Source organism: Panacagrimonas perspica, assembly GCF_004364935.1.
GTDB classification, from domain to species: Bacteria; Pseudomonadota; Gammaproteobacteria; order Nevskiales; family Nevskiaceae; genus Panacagrimonas; species Panacagrimonas perspica.
In genome coordinates this window covers 1952575-1976910 of record NZ_SOBT01000008.1, presented here as the reverse complement: position 1 = coordinate 1976910, position 24336 = coordinate 1952575, and the positions used below count along the sequence as shown (strand labels likewise).

General features: G+C 65.5%; 21 protein-coding genes. 14 read left to right on the top strand and 7 right to left on the bottom strand.

Translation table 11 applies throughout. From position 1 onward, the window contains the following. Nucleotides 1-107 precede the first annotated feature (107 nt). The 3 genes from DFR24_RS08925 to DFR24_RS08915 all read left to right on the top strand — a co-directional run bounded on the left by DFR24_RS08925 (nucleotide 108) and on the right by DFR24_RS08915 (nucleotide 3727). Nucleotides 108-1220, top strand: coding sequence for a helix-turn-helix transcriptional regulator (locus DFR24_RS08925; RefSeq protein ID WP_133880916.1), 1113 nt, complete (start codon nucleotides 108-110; stop codon nucleotides 1218-1220). A gap of 89 nt (nucleotides 1221-1309) precedes the next feature. Continuing rightward, nucleotides 1310-1849: a VOC family protein gene (locus tag DFR24_RS08920; RefSeq protein ID WP_210772286.1), complete on the top strand. Its 540-nt coding sequence runs from the start codon at nucleotides 1310-1312 to the stop codon at nucleotides 1847-1849. A gap of 63 nt (nucleotides 1850-1912) precedes the next feature. Continuing rightward, nucleotides 1913-3727, top strand: a complete 1815-nt coding sequence (locus DFR24_RS08915; RefSeq protein WP_246051565.1) for a flavin-containing monooxygenase — start codon at nucleotides 1913-1915, stop codon at nucleotides 3725-3727. A gap of 74 nt (nucleotides 3728-3801) precedes the next feature. Here the strand turns inward: DFR24_RS08915 and DFR24_RS08910 are convergent, their stop codons facing one another. The 4 genes from DFR24_RS08910 to DFR24_RS08895 form a co-directional block, all read right to left on the bottom strand. Beyond that, nucleotides 3802-4302, bottom strand: coding sequence for a VOC family protein (locus DFR24_RS08910; protein ID WP_210772285.1), 501 nt, complete (start codon nucleotides 4300-4302; stop codon nucleotides 3802-3804). Between the two features lie 173 nt (nucleotides 4303-4475). Next, complete coding sequence (locus DFR24_RS08905; protein WP_210772284.1) at nucleotides 4476-5102, bottom strand: hypothetical protein; 627 nt, start codon at nucleotides 5100-5102, stop codon at nucleotides 4476-4478. Between the two features lie 132 nt (nucleotides 5103-5234). Beyond that, nucleotides 5235-6101 (bottom strand): alpha/beta fold hydrolase, encoded by an 867-nt coding sequence (locus DFR24_RS08900; protein ID WP_133880914.1) that lies wholly within the window; start codon nucleotides 6099-6101, stop codon nucleotides 5235-5237. A gap of 15 nt (nucleotides 6102-6116) precedes the next feature. Beyond that, the gene (locus DFR24_RS08895) at nucleotides 6117-7160 is read right to left on the bottom strand and encodes an NAD(P)H-dependent flavin oxidoreductase (RefSeq protein ID WP_133880913.1); all 1044 of its coding nucleotides are present in this window, start codon (nucleotides 7158-7160) and stop codon (nucleotides 6117-6119) included. 39 nt (nucleotides 7161-7199) lie between these two features. On the opposite strand from DFR24_RS08895, the gene DFR24_RS08890 reads away from it, so the two are divergent. Together DFR24_RS08890 and DFR24_RS08885 are read left to right on the top strand one after the other, a co-directional pair. Beyond that, nucleotides 7200-9641 (top strand): efflux RND transporter permease subunit, encoded by a 2442-nt coding sequence (locus tag DFR24_RS08890; protein WP_133880912.1) that lies wholly within the window; start codon nucleotides 7200-7202, stop codon nucleotides 9639-9641. Between the two features lie 290 nt (nucleotides 9642-9931). Further along, on the top strand, nucleotides 9932-11635 hold the full coding sequence (locus DFR24_RS08885) for a CTP synthase (RefSeq protein WP_133880911.1): 1704 nt from the start codon (nucleotides 9932-9934) through the stop codon (nucleotides 11633-11635). A gap of 253 nt (nucleotides 11636-11888) precedes the next feature. Here DFR24_RS08885 and ilvB read toward each other — a convergent pair whose 3' ends face one another. Further along, nucleotides 11889-13727, bottom strand: a complete 1839-nt coding sequence (ilvB, locus tag DFR24_RS08880) for a biosynthetic-type acetolactate synthase large subunit (protein ID WP_246051563.1) — start codon at nucleotides 13725-13727, stop codon at nucleotides 11889-11891. A 410-nt stretch (nucleotides 13728-14137) separates the two neighbouring features. Here ilvB and ilvN point away from each other — a divergent pair, with 410 nt between their 5' ends. From ilvN to DFR24_RS08845, 7 genes are all read left to right on the top strand, one after another. Continuing rightward, nucleotides 14138-14638 (top strand): acetolactate synthase small subunit, encoded by a 501-nt coding sequence (gene ilvN, locus DFR24_RS08875; protein WP_133880909.1) that lies wholly within the window; start codon nucleotides 14138-14140, stop codon nucleotides 14636-14638. A 70-nt stretch (nucleotides 14639-14708) separates the two neighbouring features. Then, nucleotides 14709-15725, top strand: coding sequence for a ketol-acid reductoisomerase (gene ilvC / locus DFR24_RS08870; protein WP_133881538.1), 1017 nt, complete (start codon nucleotides 14709-14711; stop codon nucleotides 15723-15725). Nucleotides 15726-15814: 89 nt separating this feature from the next. Beyond that, nucleotides 15815-16429 carry a phosphatidylserine decarboxylase gene (locus DFR24_RS08865; RefSeq protein WP_133880908.1) on the top strand — a complete coding sequence of 205 codons (615 nt, stop codon included), beginning with the start codon at nucleotides 15815-15817 and terminating at the stop codon, nucleotides 16427-16429. A gap of 22 nt (nucleotides 16430-16451) precedes the next feature. Continuing rightward, nucleotides 16452-17255, top strand: a complete 804-nt coding sequence (gene pssA / locus DFR24_RS08860) for a CDP-diacylglycerol--serine O-phosphatidyltransferase (RefSeq protein WP_133880907.1) — start codon at nucleotides 16452-16454, stop codon at nucleotides 17253-17255. A gap of 427 nt (nucleotides 17256-17682) precedes the next feature. Next, nucleotides 17683-19386, top strand: a complete 1704-nt coding sequence (gene leuA, locus DFR24_RS08855; protein ID WP_133881537.1) for a 2-isopropylmalate synthase — start codon at nucleotides 17683-17685, stop codon at nucleotides 19384-19386. Between the two features lie 76 nt (nucleotides 19387-19462). Continuing rightward, the gene (locus DFR24_RS08850; RefSeq protein WP_162851116.1) at nucleotides 19463-19969 is read left to right on the top strand and encodes a GNAT family N-acetyltransferase; all 507 of its coding nucleotides are present in this window, start codon (nucleotides 19463-19465) and stop codon (nucleotides 19967-19969) included. A gap of 76 nt (nucleotides 19970-20045) precedes the next feature. Further along, nucleotides 20046-20804 carry a uracil-DNA glycosylase gene (locus DFR24_RS08845; RefSeq protein ID WP_133880905.1) on the top strand — a complete coding sequence of 253 codons (759 nt, stop codon included), beginning with the start codon at nucleotides 20046-20048 and terminating at the stop codon, nucleotides 20802-20804. Here the strand turns inward: DFR24_RS08845 and DFR24_RS08840 are convergent. Then, the gene (locus tag DFR24_RS08840) at nucleotides 20770-21882 is read right to left on the bottom strand and encodes an acyltransferase family protein (RefSeq protein ID WP_162851115.1); all 1113 of its coding nucleotides are present in this window, start codon (nucleotides 21880-21882) and stop codon (nucleotides 20770-20772) included. The genes DFR24_RS08845 and DFR24_RS08840 overlap by 35 nt on opposite strands. 317 nt (nucleotides 21883-22199) lie before the next feature. On the opposite strand from DFR24_RS08840, the gene rimI reads away from it, so the two are divergent. Both rimI and DFR24_RS08830 read left to right on the top strand, forming a co-directional pair. After that, the gene (rimI, locus tag DFR24_RS08835; protein ID WP_133880903.1) at nucleotides 22200-22667 is read left to right on the top strand and encodes a ribosomal protein S18-alanine N-acetyltransferase; all 468 of its coding nucleotides are present in this window, start codon (nucleotides 22200-22202) and stop codon (nucleotides 22665-22667) included. Then, nucleotides 22664-23902: an MFS transporter gene (locus DFR24_RS08830; protein WP_133880902.1), complete on the top strand. Its 1239-nt coding sequence runs from the start codon at nucleotides 22664-22666 to the stop codon at nucleotides 23900-23902. Before rimI ends, DFR24_RS08830 begins: the two co-directional genes overlap by 4 nt. 22 nt (nucleotides 23903-23924) lie before the next feature. Here the strand turns inward: DFR24_RS08830 and DFR24_RS08825 are convergent, their stop codons facing one another. After that, nucleotides 23925-24332 carry a YciI family protein gene (locus tag DFR24_RS08825; protein WP_133880901.1) on the bottom strand — a complete coding sequence of 136 codons (408 nt, stop codon included), beginning with the start codon at nucleotides 24330-24332 and terminating at the stop codon, nucleotides 23925-23927. Nucleotides 24333-24336 lie beyond the last annotated feature (4 nt).

The following is a 24336-nucleotide window of genomic DNA, read 5'->3' as shown; positions in this document are numbered from 1 at the left end:
GTTCCCCTCGAAAACGGAGCGCGACCCCGGGTTTCACCCGGGCTACGGTGATGCACTCGTCCCGGGCTTGATTTAACGTTCGCCGGACGTTTCATCCGGACCTGACGATGGCGCCGAGCGAGAACAAACCGACCGCACCGAGCCTGGCGCTGGCCAATCACATCCTGTCCTGCGAGACCTTCGACCAGCTCGCGACCGACGTGCTGCCGTGTCTGACACGGTTCTTCGACGCCGGCAGCAGCTGCGTATTCGAGATGCGCCGCGATGGTGACGACAAGCTGCTGCTGGGTCGCGCGGCGCAGATCCGCATGCCGATCCGCGCCATCGCGGATTACAGCGCGCACTTCGTCGATCTCGATCCGGTGTGCGCGCCCAGCTTCGGCCTGTGCGATCCGCGCGCCCTGGCGCCCAATGTCCACAAGGTGGTTCGGCTGTCGGATCGATGCACGAGCGGCGCGCTGCTGGGCACCGAGTACTACAACGAGTTCCTGCGCGCGATCGACGTGCAGCACGTGTTCGGACTGATGGTGCGGCCGGAGTTCGATCCCTCGCGCGTGGTCGTGCTCGGCTTCCATCGGCCGCGTTCGGGCCGCGATTTCTCGTTCGAACTCGAACAGGCCGATGCGCTGGCGCCGGCCTTCCACGCGAGCGTCGAGCGCATGTGCTTCCGGTCCCGTCTCGACGAGGCCGCCGAGACGACGGCGCGCGAGCGGGAATGGAGCCTGCGTTTCGCGTCGGATGCGCGTCTGCTGGAGCTGACGGAGATCACGGCCGCCGTCGCGTCGGCGCCGACTCGCGGCTCGCTCTGTTTCCCGGCGTTGCTGGACGCGCTGCGGCGGGTCCGCGGCGACGTGCGGATCGACGGCGGCTGGAGCGCGATGCTGTCGGATCTGGGCATTCGAGGCGTGGTCGGTGGTGGCCACTTGTGCGTGACCGGCGTCGAGGGCGACGCCACGGGACACAGGTTCCACTTGCGTGTGACGCCGCCGCTCGCCGTGCCCACCCTGGAACGCTGGGCGCAGGGTGCCCGGCTGACCGCGCGCGAACTCGACGTCACGCGCCGGGTCGTCCGCGGCCTGCGCAACGTCGATGTGGCGTGTGAGCTCGACCTGAGCCTGCGCACGGTCGAGAACCACCTGCGCTCGATCTTCATGAAAGCCGGCGTGCGATCGCGCACCCAGCTGCTGGCGCAGCTCGTGGAACCCGTCGTCCGCACCTGAGGGTTTCCCGTCATGGCAGCCCGAAAAAGGGCTGCTAGTCTGCGGTTCGAGGTCCCGCCAACAGGGACCCCATGAATCGAGGAGACGACGTGAGCCAGAACCATCCCCAGGTCACCGGGCCTGCGAGCCTGTCCAACAGCTTCATCGGCGACACCATCCAGGTGTGCGTGGTCACCAACGACATCCGTCGCACGCTCGACGGCTTCGTGAAACTCGGCGTCGGTCCGTGGCGCATCTACACCTTCAGCCCCGAGACGGTGAAGGAGCAGACGTACATGGGCAAGCCGGAGCGCTATTCGATGCGCCTGGCGCTGGCGACGTCGGGCACGATGATGTGGGAAGTGATCCAGCCACTGGAAGGCCCGAGCATCTACAAGGATTTCCTGGCCAAGCACGGCGAGGGCATCCAGCACGTCGGCCAGGCCTGCAACGGCCTGACGTTCGACCAGCAGTGCGAGAAATTCGAGAAGCTCGGCCTGAAGAACGTGCAGGCGGGCAAGTGGACGACGGTTCGCTACGCCTACTTCGGCACCGAAGACCTCGTCGGCACGACCGTCGAGATCTTCGATTTCCCCGAAGGCTTCGAATTTCCGGAGCCCGAGGAATGGGTGCCCGCACGTCCGGCGTGAACCGGCGTCGCTGCGCGCAGTCGATTCGAGGCACCCCATAAGAAGAACCAAGGAGAAGACAGCATGGCCGCAGATTCCGGCGCCCCGATGAACCCTGCCACCGCGCAGGTCGTGATGTGGCTCTCGAAGTTTTCCGCCGCACTCGAAGCGGCGGATGCCGCCGCGGCGGCCAACCTGTTCGAAGAGGATTCCTACTGGCGCGACCTGATCGCGTTCACGTGGAACATCAAGACGCTCGAGGGCCGCAAGCAGATCAAGGCGATGCTCGCCGCGACGCTCGACAACGTGAAGCCGCACACCTGGCGCGTCGAAGGCGAGGCCACCAGCGCCGACGGCGTCACCGAAGCCTGGATCACGTTCGAGACCGCCGTGGCGCGCGGGTACGGACAGATCCGCCTGAAGGGCGATCGTTGCTGGACCTTGCTGACGACGATGAAGGAGCTCATCGGCCACGAGGAGAAGAACGGCGAGCGCCGCATCAAGGGCGCCGAGCACGGCGCCTCGAAGGACCGCAAGACCTGGCTGGATCTGCGCGAGCAGGAAGAAGCCGAGCTCGGCTATTCGAAGCAGCCCTACGTGCTGATCATCGGTGGCGGGCAGGGCGGCATTGGCCTCGCGGCGCGGCTGCGCAAGCTCGGCGTCTCGGCGCTGGTGATCGAGAAGAACGCGAAGGCCGGCGACTCCTGGCGCAAGCGCTACAAGTCGCTGTGCCTGCACGACCCGGTCTGGTACGACCACATGCCCTACCTGCCGTTTCCGGCGGATTGGCCGGTGTTCACGCCCAAGGACAAGATGGGCGACTGGCTCGAGATGTACGTCAAGGTCATGGAGCTCAACTACTGGAGCAACACGACCTGCCAGAAAGCCTCGTTCGACGAGGCGAGCGGCACGTGGGAAGTAACGGTCAAGCGGGGCAAGCAGAAAGTCGTGCTGCGGCCGACGCAGCTCGTGCTCGCCACCGGCGTGTCGGGCTTCGCGTCGGTGCCGGAGATTCCGGGCGCCGAAACCTTCGAGGGCAAGCAGCATCACTCGAGCCAGCATCCGGGAGGCGAGGGCTGGGAGGGCAAGCACTGCGTCGTGCTCGGGTCGAACAACTCGGCACACGATATCTGCGCGGACCTGTGGGAGCACGGCGCGGACGTCACGATGATCCAGCGCTCGTCGACGCACATCGCGCGCTCGGAGTCGCTGCTCGAGCTGGGACTGGGATCGCTGTATTCCGAGTCCGCGGTGAAGAACGGCATCACGACGGACAAGGCCGACCTGATCTTCGCCTCGATTCCGTACAAGCTGCTGCCGGCGTTCCAGGTGCCGATCTACGCCGCGATGAAGCAGCGCGACGCCGACTTCTACGCGAGGCTGGAGAAGGCTGGCTTCCTGCTCGACTTCGGCGAAGACGACACCGGCCTGTTCATGAAGTACCTGCGTCGCGGCTCCGGCTACTACATCGACGTCGGCGCCTCCGAGCTGGTGGCCGATGGCCGCGTCAAGCTGCGCAGCGGCGTGACGATCAGCCAGATCAAGCCGCGTTCGGTCGTGCTGTCGGATGGCAGCGAGCTGCCGGCGGACCTGATCGTCTACGCAACCGGCTACGGCTCGATGAGCAACTGGGCCGCCAAGCTGATCTCGAAGAAGGTCGCCAACAAGGTCGGCAAGTGCTGGGGCCTGGGTTCGGGCACGACCAAGGATCCGGGGCCGTGGGAAGGCGAGCTGCGCAATCTGTGGAAGCCCACCGCGCAGCCCAACCTCTGGTTCCACGGCGGCAACCTGCACCAGTCGCGGCATTACTCGCAGTTCGTGGCGCTGCAGCTCAAGGCCCGCAGCGAAGGGATTCCGACGCCGGTGTATGGCGCCGGCAAGGTGCATCACAAGGAATAAGCCCGTAGCCCGGACGAAGTCCGGGGTTTCTCTCGAATAGAGAGCGCAACCCCGGACTTCGTCCGGGCTACGCGTCAGCCGGCCGCGCGCTTGAGCTCGGCAATGTCGAGCTTCTTCATTTTCAGCATCGCCGTGAACGCTCGCTCGGCACGGGCGGTATCAGGATCGGTGACCAGTTCCTGCAGCACGGTCGGCACGATCTGCCACGACAGGCCGTAGCGATCCTTCACCCAGCCGCATTGCTGGGCTTTCGGATCGCCGCCGGCCGACAGCTGGTCCCAGTAGTGATCGACCTCGGTCTGCGTCTCGCAGTTGACCTGCAGCGAGACCGCTTCGTTGAACTTGAAGTACGGCCCGCCGTTGAGTGCGGTGAAGCTCTGGCCGTCGAGTTCGAACGCGACTGTCATCACCGAACCCGCCGGGCGACCGTGAATTTCCTTGCCGGCTTCGCCGTAGCGGGCGATCTGCGTGATGCGCGAATTCTTGAACACCGAGACGTAGAACTCGGCCGCAGCCTCGCCCTGGTCGTCGAACCACAGGCAGGGCGTGATCCTCGTGTTGTGCTTGATCTGCATGTCGAGCGTCCTCGTCGTGAAGGATGGGTTGAACGGAGCCGGGCAGCGCCGCCATCGACGCGCCCTTCCTGTGAACGACGAACGGGAATCCCCGGAATCGACATTGGGCAAGACCGATCCCGTAGCCCGGACGAAGTCCGGGGCTGCGCTCTGTTTGCGAGGGGAATCCCGGACTACGTCCGGGCTACGGTGGGACGCTGATCCGGACGGGCGCGGACGGTCGGAACGGCGCGCGCCGCTGGCGCCGCATGCTCGCTGGCCAGCGACTCCGGCTTGGGCAACCTTCGCGCGATCCACGCCGGCAACCCGGGCAGTCCCAGCACGTTGCTCTCGCGCGGGCTGCCTTCGGTGAACTCGCGCGTGCCCATCACGTAGTCGAACCAGGGCCGCGTCACGCACCAGTTGGCGTTCGGGTTGCGACCCATGTGGTGGTCGTAGTGCCAGGGAATGCGCGACTGGCCCCAGGCCGGGTCGAGGTGCGAGTGCTTGTGGATGCGGTAGTAGTTGGCCGCCGAGTACCACAGCGTGCCGACGAAGAACGGGGCGACCGGAAACAGCGGCGCCACCGCGAGGCTGCCGGCGATCAGTCCCCAGGCTTCCTTGCCCTGTGCGTGCAGGCCCAGCGGGAACCGGTGGTAGTTCGGGTCGTGGTAGTCGCCCTGGCGCACCAGCTTGTGGTGCTCGTGGAAGTGGAAGGACCAGAACGTACCCCGCGTGCGGCCCCAGCCATGCAGCACGTGCTTGTGGAGAGCCCACTCCACCGCGTTGGCGGTCAGCAGTCCGATGGGGATTCCGATCATGGGTAGCGCTCCGGCTGCCTGGTCCTCTCGATATCCGCAGATTAGGCCGATTGGCGGCCGCGCGCAGCCCTTAACCGGACGAAGTCCGGGAGCGGCGCTCGAAGGCGGAAAAGCTCCCGGACCGCGTCCGGGCTACGGGTTGATCGTGCGCTTCAGGAAGCTCACGACGCCGTGATTGAACGCGTCGTTGCGATCGCCGGCCACCATGTGGCCCGCGCCAACGACATCGAACACTTCCAGCTGCGGCAGCGCCTGCTTGAACTCGGCAACGCCGGCGTCGCCGACGATGTCGCTGTTCAGGCCCCGCACCAGCAGCGTGGGGATGTGCACGCCGGGGCAGGCGTGCAGCAACTGCTCGGTGAAGCGCGGCGGCTCGGGCGGCCGGTCCTTGCGCGGTCGCGCGAACAGCTGCGGGTCCCAGTGCCAGTGCAGACGACCGTCGTCGCGCCGGCGCAGGTTCTTCATCAGGCCGCTCGGGTCCTTGGGCCGCGGGCGGTGCGGGTAGTAGGCGGCCACCGCATCGGCCGCGTCCTCGAGCGTGGCGAAACCCTCCGGATTGGCGCGCATGAAGGCGCCGATCTTGTCGCCGCCGGCCTGCTCGATGCGGGGCACGATGTCGACCATCACGAGTGCACGTGCGATCGGTTCGGGGGTGTTGCCCACCGCGTACAGCGAGGTGGCGCCGCCCATCGAGGCGCCGACCAGCGCCGGCGGCGAGCGCAAGGTGGCGATCACCGCCTTGAGATCCGCCGCCAGGGTCGGGAGCTCGTAGTCGGCATCCGGCGACCAGTCGCTGTCGCTGTGACCGCGGGCATCGAGATTCACCACGTGGAAGCCCTGCGCGACGAGCTCGCGCATCGCCGTGCCCCAGGAGTGTCGCGTTTGTCCGCCGCCGTGGAGCATCACGACGGGCGGGTGCGCGGGATCGCCGCCGACATCGGCGGCGAGCTGCAGGCCCTGCGCCCCGGTGTAGCGGCGCGTCTGGAAGTCGGACGTCATCGGCGGCGGCTGTGCTCAGTTCACCTTGTCGCGGGCCGCCGACAGCAGCTCGCGGCACTCGCGCACCATCTTGTCGATCAGTTCGGCGCAGGTGGGGATGTCGTCGATCAGGCCCACCGTCTGGCCGGCCCAGATGAGTCCCTTGCTTTCGTCGCCGCTCTCCAGCGCCTCGCGGCCCTTGGCGCCGGAGACCAGGTGCTGGATGTCCTTGAACTCGCAGCCGCCCGGACGGTTCTCGGTGGCCACGACTTCCTCCGAAACGGAGGTCTTGAGCACGCGACCGGTGTTGTGCAGCGTGCGGAAGATCAGCAGCGTGTCGCGCTCGGACTTGTCGACGAGCAACTGCTTGATCTTGTCGTGGATCGGCGCTTCCTTGGTGACGCAGAAGCGCGTGCCCATGTTGATGCCGTCGATGCCCATGGCCAAGGCCGCCGCCATCGTGCGGCCGTCCGCGATGCCGCCGGACGCGACGAGGGGGATCTTCAGCTTCTTGGCGGCGATCGCGAACAGCACCAGGCAGCCGATCTGGTCTTCACCCGGGTGGCCGGCGCATTCCATGCCGTCGATCGAGACGGCGTCCACGCCGTTGCGCTCGGCGGACAGCGCGTGCCGCACTGCGGTGCACTTGTGGATGATCTTCACGCCGCGCGCCTTGGCCTTGGCGATGAACTCCTTGGGATTGTTGCCCGCGGTCTCGATCACCTTGATGCCGTTGTCGAGGATGGCGTCGAGGTAGGCCTCGTACGGCGGCGGCTTGGCCGAGGGCAGGATCGTGAGGTTCACGCCGAACGGCTTGTCGGTCAGCGTGCGCGTGCGCTCGATTTCCTTGACCAGGTGCTCGGGCGTGGGCTGCGTGAGCGCCGTGATGATGCCGAAGGCGCCGGCGTTGGAGACGGCGGCAACGAGTTCGGCGCGACCGACCCACATCATTCCGCCCTGGATGATGGGGTACTTCGTGCCAAGCATTTCGGTAATGCGGGTTTTCATCGACGCGGTCCGTGGAAGGCTGTGGGGGTCTGCGATTCTATCGGGGACGACGTCGCGAACATGTAGCGACATGCCATAGTCGGCGGGAACCAGCCAGCGGCGGCGGGACACATGGAACCTCTGCGTTTTCGGATTGCGCGCTGGGTCATGCGCTACCGGGTCGCCGTGCTGGCGCTGTTCGTGATCGTGACGATCGGCTTCGCCGCCGGCCTGCCGGGCGTCGAGATCCGCACGATCTTCTCGGACCTGCTGCCGAGGGACGACCCCTTCGTCCAGACCTTCCAGGACCACCCGAATTTCGGCAATCCGCTGACGATCAGCCTGATGATCAAGCGCCGGCTGGCCCATCCGGACGCAGCGGACGCCGAGCCGACGATCTACAACCCCGAGACCCTGGCCAAGGTCTGGCAGGTCACGCGCGATATCGATCTTGCCCCCGGCGTCGACCACGACCAGGTGCTGTCGATCACCACCGAGAAGGCGCGCTACGTGGAGGCCACGCCCACCGGCGTGGATATGCGCCCGCTGATGGACGATCGGCCGCCGGTCCATCCCGAGGACGTGGAGGACTTCCGTCGTCGCGTGGAGCGCTCGCCCAACGCCCGCGTGTTCCTGATCTCGCGCGACGACACCGCGACGCTGGTCAACGCGACGTTCATCGAAAGCCGTCTGGATTACGGCGAGGTCTTCGCGTACGTCAGGGACCTCGCCGACAAGGCGCGCGATGCCGACCACGAGATCTACCTCGCCGGACAGCCGATGCTGACAGGCTGGGTCTACCACCTGCAGAAGCAGACCTACGGCATCTTCTTCGTGACGCTGGGCGCGCTGATGCTGGCGCTGATGCTGTACATGCGCAACGTCGCCGGCATGGTGACGCCGATCGTCTGCAGCGTCGTGGCGGCCATCTGGGGATTCGGCCTGGCGGGCTGGCTCAGGCAGCCGATCGAGCCACTGCTGATGATCGTGCCGCTGCTGCTGATGGCGCGATCGTTCTCGCACTGCGTGCAGTACACCGAGCGCTACTACGAGGTGCTGCAGCACGTCGGCGATCGTCGCCGCGCGGCGGAGATCACGATGGCGATCATGATGGCGCCGTCGATCCTCGGCATCCTGACGGACGTCTTCGGCATCGTCTTCATCGCGGTGGCGCCGATCCCGACGATGGTGCGCCACGCGATCTTCTGCGGGTTCTGGGCGCTGTGGATCATCCCGACCGGCGTGTTCCTGATCTCGATCCTGCTGTCCTGGCTGCCGGTGCCGAAGAACCTGGACCAGATCGTCGGCGGCATGCAGCGCGAGCGCGGCATCCACCTGCTGCAGAAGCGCGCACTCGGTGCGCTCTCGTCGCTGAGCCATGGTCCCAGGGCGCGCGCCACCAGCGTCGTCGTCGTCCTGCTGGGGGTGGGGGCCGTCTACACCGCGTCGCTGATCCGGATCGGCAACCCGGTGGAGGGCAGCAACCTGCTCTGGCACGACTCCGACTTCAACACGGCCGTGCGGGCGATCAACTCCCACTTTCCCGGCACCAACACCTTGGAGATCGTGTTCGAGGCCAAGAAGCTGGATTTGGAGACGCGCGTGTCGCGCACGCCCGACGTCGTGCAGGTGTCGCAGGCGATCCAGAAGATGGTCGAGAACGACCCGGTGCTGCCGCCTCGCGAGACGCTGTCGTTCAGCGATTACATGATGGAAGGAAATCGCCTGTTCGCCGGCGGCAATCCGAAGTGGATGCCGCTGGACCTGAACGAGGTGGCGACCACCGGCGCGGCGATTGCGATCACGCACGGCACCAGCCCGGTGAATTTCAGCCACATCATCGATTTCGAGCAGCAGGATTCGACGATTTCGCTCTGGTACAAGGACAACAAGCAGGAAACCGTCGACGCCGCGCTGGCCAGTGCGCGCCGGGCGGTCGATGCGGTGGGAATCGATCACCCGCATTTCCGCATCCGGCTGGCCACCGGGTTCATCGCGCTCCAGCAGGCGATGAACGTGGTGGTCGACCGTTACCAGTGGCTGATCCTGGCGCTGGTGAATATCGCGGTGCTGGCGGTGTCGAGCTACGCGTACCGCTCGGTCTTGGCCGCCGTGATCCTGCTGGTGCCGGTGAACCTGTCGAATTTCATGCTGTTGTCGGCCATGCACCTGCTGGGGATCGGCCTGGACATCAACGCGGTGATCGTGGCGGTGATCGGCGTGGGCGTGGGCATCGACTACGGCATCTACCTGCTGTCGCGCATCTGCGAGGAGTTCAACGCGCAGGGCCAGGACTGGGGCCGCAGCATCCACGCGGCGCTGACGACCACTGGCAAGGCCATCATGTTCACCGCCACGATCATGCTGGTGGGCATCCTGCCCTGGTATTTCCTGTCCGATCTCAAGTTCATGGCGGACATGGGCCTGCTGCTGGTGGCCGTGATGCTGATCAACATGCTGCTGTCGCTGATCGTGCTGCCGTTGCTGGTCTGGTGGATCAAGCCCGGGTTCGCGGCGCGGGAGGACCTGGTGCTGGGCGAGCAGGTGGATCTGCGGAAACTGGCCGGCGGGTAGGCGGATGGCGGCGTCTTCTAGACGGGTCTTCACGGCAAAGGCGCAAAGGGAAATGAAAGGTCGCAAAGGCTTTGATGGTGGCTACGCCACAGGACCGCGCACCTCGTCTCCGCGGCGTCGGGCATTTGGATCGTGCTTTTCTCTGCGTCCTTTCTTTTCCCTTTGCGCCTTTGCGGTGAAAGCTTTTCTTCTCGGCGCAGGAACAAAAAGCAGTTGATCAAGGCGAACGGCTGCCGCCCGCACCAGCCTCCAGTGTTAGAATTCCGCAAACCAACGCCCCCCTATTTCTCATGGCCGACGCCGGCTCTACTCGTTTCATTTTCGTAACCGGGGGCGTCGTCTCCTCGCTTGGCAAGGGCATCGCCGCGGCGAGTCTGGCGGCCATCCTCGAATCGCGCGGACTCAAGGTCCGCATGATCAAGCTCGACCCGTACATCAACGTGGACGCGGGCACGATGAGCCCCTTCCAGCACGGTGAAGTGTTCGTCACCGAAGACGGCGCCGAAACCGACCTGGATCTGGGTCACTACGAGCGTTTCCTGCGCGGCAAGACCAACCGCCACTCGAATGTCACCACGGGCCAGATCTACCGCAACGTGCTCGACAAGGAGCGCCGCGGCGACTACCTGGGCCGTACGGTGCAGGTCATCCCGCACATCACCGACGAAATCCATTCGCGCATCAAGCGCGGAGCGGAAGGCGCGGACATCTGCATGGTCGAGATCGGCGGGACGGTGGGCGACATCGAGTCGCTGCCCTTCCTCGAAGCCATCCGCCAGATGGGCCACGAGCTGGGCCGTCGCAATGCGCTTTACATGCACCTGACGCTGGTTCCCTTCATCAAGGCCGGCGGCGAGCTCAAGACCAAGCCGACGCAGCACTCGGTCAAGGAACTGCGCGGCATCGGTATCCAGCCGGACGTGCTGCTGTGCCGTTCGGAACGGCCGCTGCCGGATTCCGAGCGCCGCAAGATCGCGCTGTTCACCAACGTCGGCTACAACGCGGTGATCTCGGCCATCGACCTGGACGACATCTACAAGATCCCGGGATGGCTGCACCAGCAGGGCCTGGACGAACAGGTGGTGCAGCACTTCGGTCTCGATGTGCGCCGCGCCGACCTGTCGAGCTGGGAGCGCGTGGTCGAAGCGCGCGAGCAGATGGATGCCGAGGTCCAGGTCGCCATGGTCGGCAAATACGTGGACCTGACGGACGCCTACAAGAGCATCAACGAGGCGCTGTACCACGCGGGTCTGCACACGCACACGCGCGTGAAGATCCGCTACATCGAATCGGAAACGCTGGAGTCGCAGGGCACCCGCGTGCTGCAGGGCGCGGACGCCATCCTGGTGCCGGGCGGCTTCGGCGAGCGCGGCATCGAAGGCAAGATCCTGGCCGCGAAGTACGCGCGCGAGAACCGCATGCCCTATCTGGGCATCTGCCTGGGCATGCAGGTGGCCGTCATCGATTACGCGCGCAGCGTCTGCGCGCTGGGTAACGCGCATTCCACCGAGTTCAACCCCCATTCACCGCACCCGGTGATCGCGCTGGTGACCGAGTGGGTCACCGCCTCCGGCCAGGTCGAGAAGCGCAGCGCGGATTCCGACCTGGGCGGCAGCATGCGCCTGGGTGTTCAGCGCTGCCGCCTGAAGTCAGGCTCGCGCGTTCGTGCCATGTACAACAGCGAGACGATCAGCGAGCGCCATCGTCACCGCTACGAGTTCAACAACAACTACCGCGAGCAGCTCACGCAGAAAGGCATGATGCTGGCCGGACTGTCGGAGGACGAGGAGCTGGTCGAGATCGTCGAGATTCCGGATCATCCCTGGTTCGTCGGCGTCCAGTTCCATCCGGAATTCACGTCGACGCCGCGTGACGGGCATCCGCTGTTCGAAGGCTTCGTGAAGGCCGCGCGAGAATTTCATCTCGCGCATTCCGAGAACGCGGTGAAGCCGGGGAATGCCGGTGTGAACGCGCCGGCGGCGGCGAACGCCTGAAGCCTTCGTAACCCGGGGGCGTTCTTTACGGCAACGACCAGCGCAACGGAGCTGCGATTGAAGCAGCGACGGCAAAGGAAAAAGAAAGGCGCAAAGGATTTCCATGATCCTTTGCGCCTTTCTTTGTTGTTCTCCACGACCTTTGCGTTGACCTTTGCCGTAACCCACGCAAATCAGCTCGTAGCCCGGGTGAAACCCGGGGCTTTTCGTCAGGAGTCGAGGATCCGTCCCGGGTTTCACCCGGGCTACGGGTTCAGAACAGGTCGGCCTTGTCGCTGCTGCCGGTCGTCTGCTTCGAGCGCGAGGGGATCCAGTCGCCGGTGATCATCTGCTCGTAGCTCATGCCGGGGCCGACCATCGGGTAGACCGAGGCCATCGGATCGATGACGACTTCGAGGAACGCGGGCCCTGGGAAGTCGATGAACTCCTTGACGACGCGCGCGAGGTCTTCCTTCTTCTCGACGCGCTTGGCGAATGCAAAACCATCCGCCTCCGCCGCCTTGATGAAGTCCTTGCGATGCAGGCTCTTGTCCGAACCGGCATAGCGCGAGGCAAAGAACAGGCGCTGCCACTGCTTGACCATGCCGTCGCCGTAGTTGTTCAGCACGACGATCTTCACCGGCAGGTTGTACGTGGTCGCCGTCTCGAGTTCACCCAGGTTCATGCGGATCGAGGCGTCGCCGTCGATGTCGATGACGATGCGGTCCTTGCGCGCGAACGCGGCGCCGATCGCAGCCGGCAGGCCGAAGCCCATCGTGCCCATCGAGCCCGACGTAAGCCACAGGCGGGGTTCCTTGAAGTCGAAGTACTGCGCAGCCCACATCTGGTGCTGGCCGACGCCGGTTGCCACCACGGCCGTGCCCTTCGTCAGCTTGTTGATTTCCTCGATCGCGGCATGCGGCTGGATGTGCGTGCCGCCGCGCTCGTAGTTCATCGCATGCTCGGCCTTGAGCTTCGCGATGTGCGCATGCCAGGCCGAGTAGTCCGGCCTGAAGCCGTGATCGACGGCGAAGCTGCGAAGGGCCTCGAGCGCCTGGCGCAGCTCGCCCACGTGCCACCAGTCGACCTTCTTGACCTTGCCGATCTCGGCCGGGTCGACGTCGAGGTGGGCGATGGCGCGCGCCTTGGGCGCGAACTTGCCCGGCACACCGGCCACGCGATCGTCGAAGCGGGCACCGACGGCTACCAGGAAGTCGCAATCGTCGACCGCGTAGTTGGCGAACGCCGTGCCGTGCATGCCCAGCATCTGCAGCGAGCGCGCCTCGGTGGTGTCGTAGGCGCCGATGCCCATCAGCGTCGTCGTCACCGGAATCTTGAAGGCATCGGCGAAGGCGCGCAGTTCAGCCGAGGCCTGGCCGTTGATGACGCCGCCGCCGGCGTAGATCAGCGGACGCTTGGCCTGGCGCAGCAGTTCCAGGAACTGGCCGGCGCCGGCGGGGCCGAGCTTGTTGGTGGTGACTTCGCGCAGGCGGGCGCGATAACCCGGAATCGGCAGGACGCCCTGGCCGGCGAACTTGCCCGACCAGTTCTGCACGTCCTTGGGGATGTCCACCACCACCGGGCCCGGACGACCGGTCCGGGCGATCTCGAAGGCGGTCCGCAGCGTGGCTTCCAGCTTGCTGGCGTCGGTGACCAGGAACACGTGCTTGGCCGCCGAGCCCATGATCGTGCTGACGGGGGCTTCCTGGAAGCCGTCCGAACCGATGGCGGCGGTCGGAACTTGGCCGCAGAGCACGACGATGGGGATCGAGTCCGCCATGCAGTCGCGGACCGGCGTGACCGTGTTGGTGGCGCCCGGACCGGAGGTGACCAGGCACACGCCGACCTTGCCCGAGGCGCGTGCATAGCCGGCGGCCATGAAGCCTGCGGCCTGCTCGTTGGCGGGTACGATCAGCGGCATCGGCTCGGCGCCGTTGACCTTGTGCAGCTCGTTGAAGCGGAAAACGGCGTCGTAGGTCGGCAGGATCGCGCCGCCGGAGTATCCGAAGATGACGTCGACGCCCTCGTCGGCCAGCACCTGTACGACCGTGTCCGCGCCGGTCATCGTGGTTCCGGTGAGGGGGTGGTAGGGCGAGGGCGTGGGGGCAGTCATGGCTTCGAAGTGCAACCAAAAGGCGGAAAAGACGCTCATTAAAACACAGGCGCTTCCGCCTCAGGCCAGCATTTGCCGCTGGCATCGCCCGGTTTCGATCCCTTGAGGCAACCCGTTCGAGGAAAGCTTCAACGCAGAGACGCAAAGGACGCGAAGTCCGAATCCCCCTCGGGTTTTCTTTGCGACCTCTGCGCCTCTGCGTTGAAAATTCGTCGAATCGAGGTGCTCTCTGTCGATCGAGACGATGATCCGCCCGGTGCCAGGCCTGACGACGGAGTTCTCCGGTGTCCAGATGCCAGGATTTTGGTGCCGGGCTCGCCCGGCGGGGTCGGCGAGACGGACCAGCCGGGTTGCCTGAGCACGCCTGCGCCATTAAAGTCGCGCCCCCGCGATCCCTGGCGTTTCGGCCCTTGCGTCACATCATTTCCATCCTGCTGCAGAACGAGGCCGGCGCCCTGGCGCGCGTGGCCAACATGTTCGCGGCCCGCGGCTACAACATCGATTCCCTGTCCGTGGCGCCCACGCACGACGCCACCGTCTCGCGCCTGACCCTGGTCACGCGGGGTTCGGAGCAGGTGATCAACCAGATCGTCCAGCAGACCCGCAAGCTGATCGACGTGGTCGAGATCGAGGACCTGGCCGCCCGCGATCACCTCGAGTGCGAACTGGTGATGCTCAAGGTCGAGGCCAGGAACGGCTCCGCCCGCGAGGTCGTGGACTGCGTGCGCCGCCATCGCGCCCAGATCCTCGACGAGTCCGAGAGCACCCGGACCGTCCAGCTCGCCGGGACCGGTATCGAGATCGATGCCTTCGTCGCCGAACTGGCGCGCATCGCCAAGGTGCTGGAGCTCGTGCGCAGCGGCGTCGCCGCGCTCTCGCGCGGCCATCAGGTCCTGGCTCTGCCCGCCTGATTTTCTAGAATTAATGGACGGGGCCGACAGGCCCCGATTGACAGTTATTGAGCGGAGCGAAGAAATGCCCATCAAGGTTTACTACGACAAAGACGCCGATCTCTCGATCATCCAGGGCAAGAAGGTCGCCATCGTCGGCTACGGCTCGCAGGGCCACGCCCACGCGCTGAACCTCAAGGACAGTGGCGTCGATGTCGTCGTGGCCCTTCGCCCGGGTTCCGCGACCGCCAAGAAGGTCGAGACCGGCGGCCTGAAGGTCAAGAGCGTGGCCGATGCCTGCGCCTGGGCCGACCTGGTCATGATCCTGACGCCGGACGAGTTCCAGTCCGAGCTGTACAAGAACGAGATCGAGCCGAACATCAAGAAGGGCTCGACCTTGGCCTTCGCCCATGGCTTCGCGATCCACTTCAACCAGGTCGTGCCGCGCGCCGACCTCGACGTGATCATGATCGCGCCCAAGGCGCCGGGTCACACGGTGCGCAACGAATTCACCCGTGGCGGCGGCATTCCCGACCTGATTGCGGTGTTCCAGGACACCAGCGGCAGCGCCAAGCAGGTTGCGCTGTCCTACGCCGCGGCGATCGGCGGCGGTCGCTCGGGCATCATCGAGACCTCGTTCAAGGACGAGTGCGAGACCGATCTGTTCGGCGAACAGGCCGTGCTTTGCGGCGGCACCGTCGAGCTGGTCAAGGCCGGTTTCGAGACGCTGGTGGAAGCGGGCTACGAGCCCGAACTGGCCTACTTCGAGTGCCTGCACGAACTCAAGCTGATCGTCGACCTGATGTACGAGGGCGGCATCGCCACGATGAACTACTCGATCTCGAACAACGCCGAGTACGGCGAGTACGTGACCGGACCCAAGGTCATCAACGCCGAATCGCGCAGGGCCATGAAGCAGGCCCTGCTCGACATCCAGACCGGCAAGTACGCCAAGGCCTTCGTCTCCGAGGGCAAGAGCAACTACCCCGAGATGACGGCGATGCGTCGCAACAACGCCGCGCACCCGATCGAGGTCGTCGGTGGCCAGCTGCGCGCGATGATGCCGTGGATCGGCAAGAACAAGCTGGTCGACAAGTCGAAGAACTGATCGGCCAGAAGATCGGCTCGTGACGCGGTTTTCCGGTTCCCGGGCGCGCCCCTTGCGGGCCCCCGGTACCGGAAACTGAAGTTCACCTGATGCTTCGACCCTACGAACCGCTGCTGACCATCGTCCCCGAAGGCTGGGGCGTGATCGGTGCGTTGGGTGGGGTGGCCGCGCTGCTGAGCCTGGGCGGTGCGGTGGTGGTTCCGGCGGTGCTCGCGGCGGCCTTGCCCGCCGCGGCCGGTTTTTACGCGGATCCGCGGCATGGCGTGTCGTGCAAACCGCGCGGGGCGCTCGCTCCCGTCGACGGCACCGTGATTCACCGGCGCGAGTGCCACGACCCGGTGCTCAATCGCGAGGCGATCCGCATCGTCATCCGCACGTCGCTGTGGGGCGGTTATTGTCTCCGCGCGCCGATTTCCGGCGATGTGATGCCGGTGTCGCGCGGCGGTGGTGCGGCGGTTTCGCGCATCCGTACCGAAGAAGGCCAGGATCTGCTGGTACGCGTGGGCCGGGGCAGTCTGCTCGGTGCGCGCCCGGTCATGCTCGGCGTCGGCGAGCGGGTCGGACAGGGGCGCCGTTGCGGCTTGCGTCGTCTGGCGCGGGAGATCGAAGTGATCGTCCCGATGGGCTGGCGCGTGGAAGTGCAACTCGGCCAGCGCGTAAGATCGGGCGAGACCCTGCTGGCCACGATGCTGCGCAAGACCTGAGCCGAAGACCCAAGATCCGAGCATGGACGATAAACCCGCATCTCCGGCTCGACGCAAGGGCATCTACATCCTGCCCAACCTGTTCACGACCGCCACGCTGTTCGGCGGCTTCTACGCCATCGTGATGGCGATGAACGGCCACTTCGAGGCGGCCTGCATCGGCATCCTGGTGGCGATGGTCGCGGACGGCCTCGACGGTCGCATCGCACGCCTGACCGGCACCGCGACCGACTTCGGCAAGGAATACGACTCGCTGTGCGACATGGTCGCGTTCGGCGTGGCCCCGGCGATCCTCGTGTACGCGTTCAGCCTGCGCTATTTCGCCGACTATCCGTGGTTCGGCGGCAAGGTCGGCTGGGTCATCGCGTTCACGTACTGCGCCTGCGCGGCGTTGCGGCTGGCCCGCTTCAACGTGCTGGCGGCCATCGCCAGCAGCAACAAGGATTTCTACGGCGTACCGAGCCCGACCGCGGCTGGCGTCGTCACGTTCTTCGTGTGGAGCTGCGTCGACGACAGCAAGTCGCTGTTCGTCTGGGTGGCCGGGCGGGTGCCGTTCGAAGGGACCGACGTGCTGATCGTGGCCGCGCCGCTGACCCTTCTGACGGCCCTGTCGATGGTCACCAGCATTCGCTACAACAGCTTCAAGAAGCTGGAGGGCGGGCCGGTGCGATTCCTTTCCTTCGCGGCGGTCGTCGGCGTGATCCTGCTGGCGACCCTGGACCCGCCGCGCGTGCTGTTTCTCGCAGCGTTCGGCTATGTGCTGTCGGGTCCGATCGCGGCGCTGATGCGCCGGACGCGCAAGCCTTCAGCCCCCGCGCCGAACTGACCGTAGCGGGCTGGCGGTCCCGAGGAAAATCTCCGACGCGAAGGCGCAAAGGGCGCAAAGCCGGAAATCCCCTGGTTTTCCTTTGCGACCTTTGCGCCTTCGCGTTGAAGGCTTGTCAGGCCGCCCGGACCGTTCGCGCCTCCAGGGGTTTTCCCGGCGCGATCGGCTGGTTACACTGCCCTCATGGTCAGTTCCGTCGCCCTCCTTGCAGTTGCCGTTCGCGCTCCCCGCGCGATCGCGCTGGCGCGCCTGAATCTGCTCGCCCTGCCGGCGCTGCTGCTGCCGTAAGGCAGACCAACGAAACTGGCCACACGGGGCCTCAATCCGTGAAACAACACCCGCAAGAAACACCCCGCCAAAACTGGCGACGTGCGCGACAATGGCGCCGTCGCGTCCGGCATCGCCGGCAAGGAAGTTCGTCATGAGCATGTTGAAGAATCCCGCAAGCAAGTACCGGCCGTTCGCGCCGGTGAATCTCAAGGACCGCACCTGGCCCGACCAGGTCATCACGCGGCCCCCGGTCTGGTGCAGCGTCGACCTGCGCGACGGCAACCAGGCGCTGATCGAGCCGATGGACCGCACGCGCAAGCTGCGCATGTTCGAGATGCTGTGCCGCATCGGCTTCAAGGAGATCGAGGTCGGGTTTCCGTCGGCGTCGCAGACCGACTTCGACTTCGTGCGTTGCCTGATCGAGGAAGACCGCATCCCGAAGGACGTCACGATCCAGGTGCTCACGCCGGCGCGCGAGCCCTTGATCCAGCGCACGTTCGAAGCGCTCGTCGGCGCGCGCCGCGCGATCGTCCACTACTACCACGCGGTCGCGCCGGTGATGCGTCGCGTCGTGTTCAACCTGAGCAAGGCCGAGGTCATCCAGCAGCTCTCGGTGGAGCACGCCAAACTCATCCAGCAGCTCGCACGCGAGCAGAAGGGTACCGAGTGGATGTTCGAGTTCTCGCCCGAGATGTTCTCCGGCGCCGAACTCGAATTCTCGAAGGACACCGTCGACGCGGTGACCGAGGTCTGGCAGTCCTCCAAGGCCAACCCCTGCATCATCAATCTGCCGAGCACGGTCGAGCATTCCACGCCGAACATCTTCGCGGACATGGTCGAGTGGATGCATCGGAATCTGAAAAGGCGCGACGGCATCATCCTGTCGATCCACCCGCACAACGATCGCGGCACCGGCACGGCGGCGGGCGAGTTCGCGTTGATGGCCGGCGGCGATCGCATCGAAGGCTGCCTGTTCGGCAATGGCGAGCGCACCGGCAACGTCGACGTCGTGAACATCGCGCTGAATCTCTATTCGCAGGGCGTGCATCCGGGTCTGGATTTCTCGGATATCGACGAAGTGCGTCGCGCGGTCGAGTTCTGCAACCAGCTCCCCGTGCATCCGCGCCATCCCTACGTCGGCGATCTGGTCTTCACCTCGTTCTCGGGCTCGCACCAGGACGCGATCAAGAAGGCGTTTTCCGCCCGCAAGGAAGGCGACATCTGGGAGATGCCATACCTGCCCATCGATCCGCTCGACCTGGGCCGTTCGTACGAGGCGGTGATCCGCGTGAACTCGCAATCGGGCAAGGGCGGCATCGCCTATCTGCTCGAGGCTGAGTACGGCCTCAACATGCCGCGCCGGCTGCAGATCGAGTTCAGCCAGGTCGTGCAGGAAGTGACGGATGCCACCGGCAAGGAAGTCCGCGCCGAGGATATCTGGAACATCTTCGACGGCGAGTATCTGCAGGCGAACGCGCCTTACGGCTATCTCGCGCACTTCCTGGTCGAGGACTCCACGCGCAACGAAGTGGAGCTCACGACCGAAGTCACGCGCGACGGCACGCGGCAGAAGCTCGCAGGCCGCGGCAACGGGCCGATCGATGCGTTCGTCAGCGCGCTGAGCAAGGTCGCCGGCGAGAACATCGCGGTCGTCGACTATCACGAGCACGCCATCACCAAGGGTGCGGATGCCAAGGCCGTGACCTACATCGAGCTCAAAGTCGGTGATGGCCGGCCGGTTTTCGGGGTCGGCATCGACTCGAACATCGTCACCGCGTCGTTGAAGGCGATCCTGTCCGGTCTCAATCGTGTGGCGCGGCAGCGCGCCAAGGCCGCTGCTCCTGCGCGTGCGGTGGCTTAAGAGAAGGCCTGCCAAACCGGTCGCGTCGCCCGCTCCGGCGGCGGCGCGACCAACGGAGCTGCGCACTTCGCATCTGGTGCTGCGGCCGTTGCAGGGGACGGATATCGACGCGCTCCACGCCTTGTGGACGCAGCGGGGTGTGCGCCGTTACCTGTGGGACGACCGTGTGCTGTCCGCCGAACAGACCCGCGACGCGGTGATGCAGAGCGCCTGGTGGTTCGAACATCAGGGCTACGGGCTGTGGGGCGCCTACGATGCCGACGGTGCGCTGGCCGGGTTCTGCGGCTACGGATTCTTCCGCGACGAGCACGAACTCGAGTTGCTGTACGGCGTGGCCGAGGACCAGTGGATGAAGGGCTACGCGCGCGAGATGGCCGAAGCGATGGTGGCCTACGGATTCGATACGCTGCACCTGGTCGAGATTCGGGCGACCACCGACCTGCCCAACGTCGCTTCGCAACGCACGCTCAAACGGCAGGGATTCGTCGGGGACGCATCGCGCAAAGCCGCCGACGGCAAGCTGTACTTCCGGCTCCCGCGCGAGCGTCGCGACGATGGTGGCGACGGCTGGGAAGCCGCTTGAGTCGCAGGCGATCGGCGGTCGGGGCGGCGTCGATGCCGTGCTATCGTTTTCGCCGATTCCATCGCTTCGTCCCTGCATGAACCCGGCCCGTCGCAAGACCTACCTGAAAGCGCTCGGCGTCGATGTCTGGGTGTCGCGCAGCACGCCGGGCGAGGCCACCGAGCCCGAGGTCGCGAAGATCGTCCCGATCGCCAAGGTCCCGGCCAAGGCGAAGGCGCCGCCGGAACCGGCCGCCGAACTTCCCGTCATCGAACGTGCGCCCCCGATCATCGTGCCGACCGACTGGGCGGCCGTGCGCGCGATGGTCAAGGACTGCACCCGCTGCAAGCTGTGCGCGACGCGCACGCAAACCGTCTTCGGCGTCGGTCCCGAGTCGGCGTCGCTGATGGTGGTCGGCGAAGGTCCCGGGGCCGACGAGGATGCCCGGGGTGAGCCCTTCGTCGGACGCGCCGGACAACTGCTCGACGAGATGCTGAAGGCCATTGGCCGTTCGCGATCCGAGAACACGTTCATCGCCAACGTCGTGAAGTGCCGTCCTCCCGGCAATCGCGATCCCGAGAAGGAAGAGGCCGAGGCCTGCCGGCCGTACCTGGAAGCGCAGATCAAGCTGGTCAAACCCAAGCTGATCGTCGCGCTGGGCCGCATCGCGGCGCAGCGGCTGCTGGTGACGGACGAGCCGCTGTCCAGGTTGCGCGGCCCGCTGCATGCCTACGGTCCCGAGCGCACGCCGCTGTTCATCACCTATCACCCCGCCTATCTGTTGCGCAGCCCGCGCGAGAAGGCGAAGTCCTGGGACGATCTCAAGAAGGTGTGGCGCTTCCTGCAGACCGGTTGACCGGAGGTGCCGTGCCTCCTGACGCATGGAGGCGCGCGCGCAAAGTGGCAATCGGGTCTTCGACGAGGCGGCGCATTGCTTCGGCAAACAGCAGAGCCAGGATCACCGCCGCAACGCTTCGCGACCAGATGGGGGCGTCTGGCATCTGGTGCGCCATGGCTTCCATCAGAACCAGATGCGACAGATAGAGGCTGTAGGAAACCCGTCCGATATAGTCGGCCACAGGGTGACCGAGAATGCGAAACGGCCAAGTGTCCGCCCTGGCCACGGCCAACCAGAGCAGCCCGACGATGCCGATGTTCTGCAGCGTGTAGCGCAGCGTGGCTCTGAAAAGCTCGTCTCGCACGGCGAGGCTGACGAGGATGAGGCCGATGCCTCCCGCCAGCAGCAGCGCATCGACGCGGCGGTTCGGTGCAAGGGTGGGTTCGAGCCACGGATTTCGTGCGACGGCGAGCCAGCACCCGACCAGAAGGCTGTCGATCCGCGCGTCGGTCGCCCATTCGTTGTAGCCCGGAGGCGCGTCGAGATACAGCGAAAGAAGCAGCCGCCAGATCAGCGCTGCCACGCAGGTGGCGAGCAACACCGCTCCGATTCGCGCCCTGTCGAGTCGGCGATGCAGGAGCCAGAGCAGCACAGGTGGCCAGAACAGGTAGAAGTGTTCTTCGACCGCCAGCGACCACACGACCGCCATGCCCGCTGGAATTCCGTCGCTGCCGAAGAACAGCTGGAAATAGTTGGCGAAATACAGGAGCAGCGATGCCAGGGCCAGCGGGTCGGTGCCTCCACGAGTCCATCCCACGAGGGCCGCCAGAGTGGCCAGTGCGGTCACCACATACAGCGCTGGCATCAGGCGAAGGGCGCGCCTTGCGTAGAAGCGTCCGAGAGAGATCGTTCCGCGTTTTCGGTATTCTCCAATCAACAATGTGGTGATGAGAAAGCCGGAAAGGACGAAGAACACGGTCACGCCGAAGCCGCCGGGAACGTAATGTCCGAGCCCGGCGTGAGACACGATGACGAGCCCGACGGCGATGGCGCGCACGCCGTTCAGACTGGGAATGACGCCGGACTCAGCGGACATCAACGAGCCTCCATGAATGGACATTGTGAGCTGACAGTGCGGTGGCGCCAAAGCGGACTTCCCAACGCCGTGCAGATCCAACGTGGCGAGCGAAGAAGCGGATCTCCAGTTTCCTTACCTAGTTTCGATGATTCCAGGCTTGCGCGGGAGGGATATGAAGGGTCTGCGGTCGATGCGGCGGCCAGCCGTGCGGAATGCCCGGGGTTTCAACGGTCCCGCGGTCGTGGATGTCCGGGCGTCACGAGACTTCCACGTCACAAGATCTTCATCGCCAACGTCATGAAGTTCAGCGCATCGCTGCGGCGGGGACGGGCCCGATGAACGCCGTGCCGCGGCCCGCCTGGCGTCTGGCGCCAATGCACGAGTCGCAACTCGACCAGGTGATGGACATCGAGAAGCGTGCGTACGAGTTTCCGTGGAGCGAAGGCATCTTTCGTGATTGCCTCAAGTCCGGATACTCGACGTGGGTCGTGCTCGATCGCGACGGCGGTGTCATCGCCTACGCGGTGATGACGATGGCCGTCGGCGAGGCGCACATTCTCAATCTGGCGGTGGATCCGCAGTTCCGGCGTGAGGGCATGGGCCGATTCATGTTGAATCATCTGCTCACGATCGCCCGCGCGGCGCACACCACTGTCATGCTGCTCGAGGTGCGCCGCTCGAACAAGGCTGCCATCCGCCTGTACCACGCGTTCGGCTTTCAGCAGATCGGCACGCGCCGCGGCTACTACCCTGGAATCGATCAGCGCGAAGATGCGTTCGTGCTCTCACTGGACCTGATGTGATCAATCGGACGCAGTTTTCCTGGGCCTGTTACGACTGGGCCAATTCCGCTTTCGCCACGACGGTGCTGGTCGGGCTCTTCCCGGTCCTGTTCAACAATTACTACGCAGCCGGCGTCGATCCCGGCATGAGCACGTTCTACCTCGGCGCATTCGGCAACTCGTTGTCGGCTGCGGTGGTCATGGTGCTGGCGCCGACGTTGGGCGTGATCGCGGATCGGCGGGGTTTGAAGAAGCCGCTGCTGGGACTGTTCACCGGACTGGGCGTGGCCGGGACCGTGGGCTTGTTCTTCGTCGGAGAAGGACAGTGGGGTTGGGCCATCGCGCTGTTCTCGCTGGCTTGCATCGGCTTCTTCGGCGGGCTGGGCTTCTACGATTCACTGCTGGTCAACGTGGCAGCACCGGCCGAGCGCGATCGCGTATCGGCGTTCGGCTACGGCCTGGGGTATCTGGGCGGCGGGCTGCTGTTCGTGCTGAACGTGCTGATGGTGCTCAAGCCGGAGATGTTCGGCATTCCGGACAAATCCACGGCGGCGAAACTCGCGTTCGTCAGCGTCGGCGCGTGGTGGATTCTTTTCTCGCTGCCGTTGTTCCTCAAGGTGCCGGAACCGGAACGCGAGGAGGGCGGGGCGATGGGCTGGCGCGAGATGGCGCTGATGATGAAGCGCGTGCTGGGCATGAAGCCGGTGCTGATGTTCCTGCTCGGGTACTTCCTCTATATCGACGCCGTCGGGACCGTGGCGCAGATGGCGGTCGACTTCGGCATCAAGCTGGGGTTTGCATCGGATGCACTGATCAAGGCGATCCTGATCGTGCAGTTCGTCAGCTTCCCCGCGGCGATCGCCTTCGGCTGGATCGGCGAACGATTCGGCACGAGGCACGGCATCTACCTGGGCTTGGCGGTCTATGTGTTCGTGACCTGCTGGGCGCTGTTCATGAAGACCGAGCGTGACTTCTATCTGATGGCGGCCGTCGTCGGACTGGTGCAGGGCGGCGTGCAGTCGCTGTCGCGCAGCTACTTCGCGAGGCTGATTCCCGCCGATTCGGCCGGTCAGTTCTTCGGTTTCTACAACATGCTCGGAAAGTTTGCGGCGGTGCTGGGCCCGCTCGTCGTCGGTATCACGGCCGCCCTTACCGGCAATCCGAGGCTGTCGCTGTTCATGCTGGTGTTCTTCTTCATCGGCGGCGCCGTGCTGCTGTCGAGAGTCCGCGAGCCCGCGCTCCCTGTCGCGGCCTGAGGCCGTTCGCCGCTCGACGGTCTCAGGCAGAACGCGCCGGTGTTTCCGACGTGATGGCGAACGCGCTGGCGCGGATCGATTCGAACGGGCGGATCTCGTAGCTCAGGCCGCACTCGAGGCAGGGGTTCTGCGACGACAGGCGCGCGGCCTCGTCGAGCGTATCGGCGATGACGAACCAGTAACCGCCGATGACTTCCTTGGTCTCGCTGAACGGCCCATCGATGATGCCGGTGCGCGTGACGCGACGGCCTTCCTTGGCCAATCGCTGGCCGACTTTCATCTTGCCCTCGGCGACCAGTTGCGCATGCCAGACATAGAACCGGTCGATGGCCGCCTGTATCTCTTCCGGCGATCGCTGCGGGTCCCACTGACCGAGCGATATGACGAGGAATTCGCGCGGGTGGGCCGGCGGGGAACAGGACTCGCTCATGACG

What these genes read in the sequence shown, in the direction of transcription:
- DFR24_RS08925 (WP_133880916.1), top strand. Translation starts at nt 108, where the DNA reads ATGGCGCCGAGCGAGAACAAACCGACCGCACCGAGCCTGGCGCTGGCC.
- DFR24_RS08915 (WP_246051565.1), top strand. Translation starts at nt 1,913, where the DNA reads ATGGCCGCAGATTCCGGCGCCCCGATGAACCCTGCCACCGCGCAGGTC.
- DFR24_RS08910 (WP_210772285.1), bottom strand. Translation starts at nt 4,302, where the DNA reads ATGCAGATCAAGCACAACACGAGGATCACGCCCTGCCTGTGGTTCGAC.
- DFR24_RS08905 (WP_210772284.1), bottom strand. Translation starts at nt 5,102, where the DNA reads ATGATCGGAATCCCCATCGGACTGCTGACCGCCAACGCGGTGGAGTGG.
- DFR24_RS08900 (WP_133880914.1), bottom strand. Translation starts at nt 6,101, where the DNA reads ATGACGTCCGACTTCCAGACGCGCCGCTACACCGGGGCGCAGGGCCTG.
- DFR24_RS08895 (WP_133880913.1), bottom strand. Translation starts at nt 7,160, where the DNA reads ATGTCGCTACATGTTCGCGACGTCGTCCCCGATAGAATCGCAGACCCC.
- DFR24_RS08890 (WP_133880912.1), top strand. Translation starts at nt 7,200, where the DNA reads ATGGAACCTCTGCGTTTTCGGATTGCGCGCTGGGTCATGCGCTACCGG.
- DFR24_RS08885 (WP_133880911.1), top strand. Translation starts at nt 9,932, where the DNA reads ATGGCCGACGCCGGCTCTACTCGTTTCATTTTCGTAACCGGGGGCGTC.
- ilvB (WP_246051563.1), bottom strand. Translation starts at nt 13,727, where the DNA reads ATGACTGCCCCCACGCCCTCGCCCTACCACCCCCTCACCGGAACCACG.
- DFR24_RS08865 (WP_133880908.1), top strand. Translation starts at nt 15,815, where the DNA reads ATGCTTCGACCCTACGAACCGCTGCTGACCATCGTCCCCGAAGGCTGG.
- pssA (WP_133880907.1), top strand. Translation starts at nt 16,452, where the DNA reads ATGGACGATAAACCCGCATCTCCGGCTCGACGCAAGGGCATCTACATC.
- leuA (WP_133881537.1), top strand. Translation starts at nt 17,683, where the DNA reads ATGTTGAAGAATCCCGCAAGCAAGTACCGGCCGTTCGCGCCGGTGAAT.
- DFR24_RS08845 (WP_133880905.1), top strand. Translation starts at nt 20,046, where the DNA reads ATGAACCCGGCCCGTCGCAAGACCTACCTGAAAGCGCTCGGCGTCGAT.
- DFR24_RS08840 (WP_162851115.1), bottom strand. Translation starts at nt 21,882, where the DNA reads ATGTCCGCTGAGTCCGGCGTCATTCCCAGTCTGAACGGCGTGCGCGCC.
- rimI (WP_133880903.1), top strand. Translation starts at nt 22,200, where the DNA reads ATGAACGCCGTGCCGCGGCCCGCCTGGCGTCTGGCGCCAATGCACGAG.
- DFR24_RS08825 (WP_133880901.1), bottom strand. Translation starts at nt 24,332, where the DNA reads ATGAGCGAGTCCTGTTCCCCGCCGGCCCACCCGCGCGAATTCCTCGTC.